3 protein-coding genes are annotated in these 2,371 nt (G+C 71.7%); 1 reads left to right on the plus strand and 2 read right to left on the minus strand.

Annotation, left to right across the window (positions count from 1 at the left end; all coding sequences use genetic code 11):
• Window positions 1–113 precede the first annotated feature (113 nt).
• A complete protein-coding gene (locus ABZU25_RS34415; protein ID WP_355033538.1) occupies window positions 114–839 on the minus strand; it encodes a hypothetical protein in 726 nt (241 codons plus the stop codon).
• Window positions 840–1,179: 340 nt separating this feature from the next.
• Here ABZU25_RS34415 and tsaA point away from each other — a divergent pair, with 340 nt between their 5' ends.
• Window positions 1,180–1,608 (plus strand): tRNA (N6-threonylcarbamoyladenosine(37)-N6)-methyltransferase TrmO, encoded by a 429-nt coding sequence (gene tsaA / locus ABZU25_RS34420; protein ID WP_355033539.1) that lies wholly within the window; start codon window positions 1,180–1,182, stop codon window positions 1,606–1,608.
• 34 nt (window positions 1,609–1,642) lie between these two features.
• On the opposite strand, the gene ABZU25_RS34425 is transcribed toward tsaA, so the two are convergent.
• A complete protein-coding gene (locus ABZU25_RS34425) occupies window positions 1,643–2,272 on the minus strand; it encodes an MBL fold metallo-hydrolase (protein WP_355033540.1) in 630 nt (209 codons plus the stop codon).
• Window positions 2,273–2,371: the final 99 nt, after the last annotated feature.

Consider the following 2,371-nt stretch of genomic DNA (forward strand, 5'->3'; position numbering starts at 1 on the left):
CACTCCATCGGCGCGACAGAGACGGTCAGCAGTGCCGCCGAGAAGGTTCAGCAGGAGATGTCGAACCTGAGCGACGAGTACAACAAGTCCGCCGACCGGCGGTTGTGCGGGTGTCACCACATCTGCTGGACGATGTCCGCCGCCTGCTCCTCCCACTGCGCGTACGCGTAGGGGAAGGCGGAGACCTGGACGGTCTGCGCGGCGGCGGTCAGCGGCAGGTCCTGCCAGCCGCCGATGTTCTTGAGTGCGCTGAAGAACGCCGAGGCGGCGTACTCCGGGTCGGTGATCTGGTCGGGCGTGCCCCAACCGGACGACGGGCGCTGCTGGAACAGCCCCTGCGAGTCGTGGTCGTTGTACGCGCCGAGGTGGCCGAGGTTGTAGAGCTTCGACTCCTGCAGCGAGGTGGCGACGCCGATCACGGCGCCCCGGTCACCGACGCCGGTCTTCTTGGCGGCGTCGACGATCGCCCGCGCGTTGGCCAACTGCGCGTCGTCGAGCGGGATGCGCGACTGTGCGCCTTCGACGCCGTGCGGGATCAGCTGGTCGCGGCTGGGCTTACCGGCCGGCGGCTTGCCGGTGGCGGAGCCGGTGGTCAGCCCCGACTCGACGGGCTGGTCCTCCTGGCGCGCCGAGGTGGCGGCCTTGCCGGTGGCCTTACCGGTGGCCAGGTCGATGGCGGCCACGGCACCCTGGTGGGGTCCGGAGGTGACCGGGGCGGCCGCCGCGGTCGGCGCGAGTGCCAGACCGCCGAGGGCGGCCACACCCACCACGCTGAGCGCGGTCTTGCGGTACGAGTCCTTGGCGATGGCGGGGAGCCATCGAGTGAAGTCGGCCTTCACGATGGTTGCCCTCTCGATCGTGCGGAGCGCTCCGGGGTGAACACTCCTCGGGAGTTGACCGCGGGAAGGGGTTTGGACTCCGGCGGTACGGGGGACACAACCGGGTTCACGTGTCGGGCATTCCGGAAATGCCCGAGCCCGGCGAAGTGCGGTCCCGGTCACGCTCGCAGAATCGGACAGGCCGGCCCAGGCGTGACGACGCCGGACGTCTGTGACAGCGGGTGCAACTGCGGAACACGCAGGAGCCTCTGCTCTGCTTCAATCGACGCGACAGTTACGGGACGTCGCAGCGCGCCCTGGGTCTACAGCCGCTGGGCCGAACCGTCCGGAAGGGAACGACATGGTCGAGGTGCCCGCTGGCGACGCGTACCTGCTGCGCCCGGTCGGGCGGGTCGCCTCGCCGTTGGCCGACCTGGCGAGCGCCCCACGGCAGGGCGACGAGGGCTCACCGGACGCCTGGCTGCTCTTCGACGCGCAGGTCGCACCGGCGCTGCGCGACCTGCGCGTCGGCGCGGAGCTGCTGGTGCTGACCTGGTTGGACCGCGCCCGGCGTGACGTGCTGGCGGTGCACCCGCGGGGCGACGAGAGCCGGCCGGAGACCGGCGTGTTCAGCACCCGCTCCCCGCACCGACCCAACCCGATCGGGCTGCACCGGGTGCGGGTGCTGGCGGTGGACGGCCTGCGTGTCCAGGTGGCCGACCTGGAGGCCCTCGACGGGACACCCGTCCTGGACGTCAAGCCGGTGCTGGGCGCGGTCGACGAGCGCTGAGCCCGCCGACCACACACCAGCGCGCCGGCAGGGCTCAGTGGCCGCGGGCCAACCACTCCTCCAGATGGGGCGCCTCCGCGCCGATCGTCGTGTCGTCACCGTGGCCGGTGTGCACGACCGTCTCCGCCGGCAGGGTGAGCAGCCGGGTCCGGATCGACCGGACGATGGTGTCGAAGTCGCTGTACGAGCGACCCGTCGCGCCCGGGCCACCGTTGAAAAGTGTGTCCCCGCTGAACACCACGCCCAGGTCCGGGGCGTGGAAGCTGCACGCGCCGGGGCTGTGCCCCGGGGTGTGCAGCACCCGCAGCGTGGTGCCGGCCACCTCGATGCCCTGCCCGTCGTGCAGCTCGCCGTGCGGCGGCAGGTGCGGGTGGACCATGTCCCAGAGGACCCGGTCGGCGGCGTGCAGCAGCACCGGCGCGCCGGTGGCCTCCGCCAGCTCCGGCGCCACCCGAACGTGGTCGTCGTGGGCGTGCGTGGCCAGGATCGCCCGGACCCGCCGATCACCCACCAGGGCGAGGATCGCGGTCACGTCGTGCGGCGCGTCCAGGACGACACACTCGCTGTCGTCGCCGATCACCCAGACGTTGTTGTCCACGTCGAACGTCTGCCCGTCCAGGGAGAACGTGCCGGCGGTGACCGCGTGGTCGACCCGGGCGGTCATCAGAACACCACCACCGAGCGGAGCACGTCGCCGTGGTGCATCCGGTCGAAGGCGGTCTCGACCTGGTCGAGCGCGATCTCCTCGGTGACGAACGCGTCC

The sequence above is a fragment of the Micromonospora sp. NPDC005215 genome, from assembly GCF_040607915.1.
Taxonomy (GTDB): domain Bacteria; phylum Actinomycetota; class Actinomycetes; order Mycobacteriales; family Micromonosporaceae; genus Micromonospora.

What these genes read in the sequence shown, in the direction of transcription:
- tsaA (WP_355033539.1), top strand. Translation starts at nt 1,180, where the DNA reads ATGGTCGAGGTGCCCGCTGGCGACGCGTACCTGCTGCGCCCGGTCGGG.
- ABZU25_RS34425 (WP_355033540.1), bottom strand. Translation starts at nt 2,272, where the DNA reads ATGACCGCCCGGGTCGACCACGCGGTCACCGCCGGCACGTTCTCCCTG.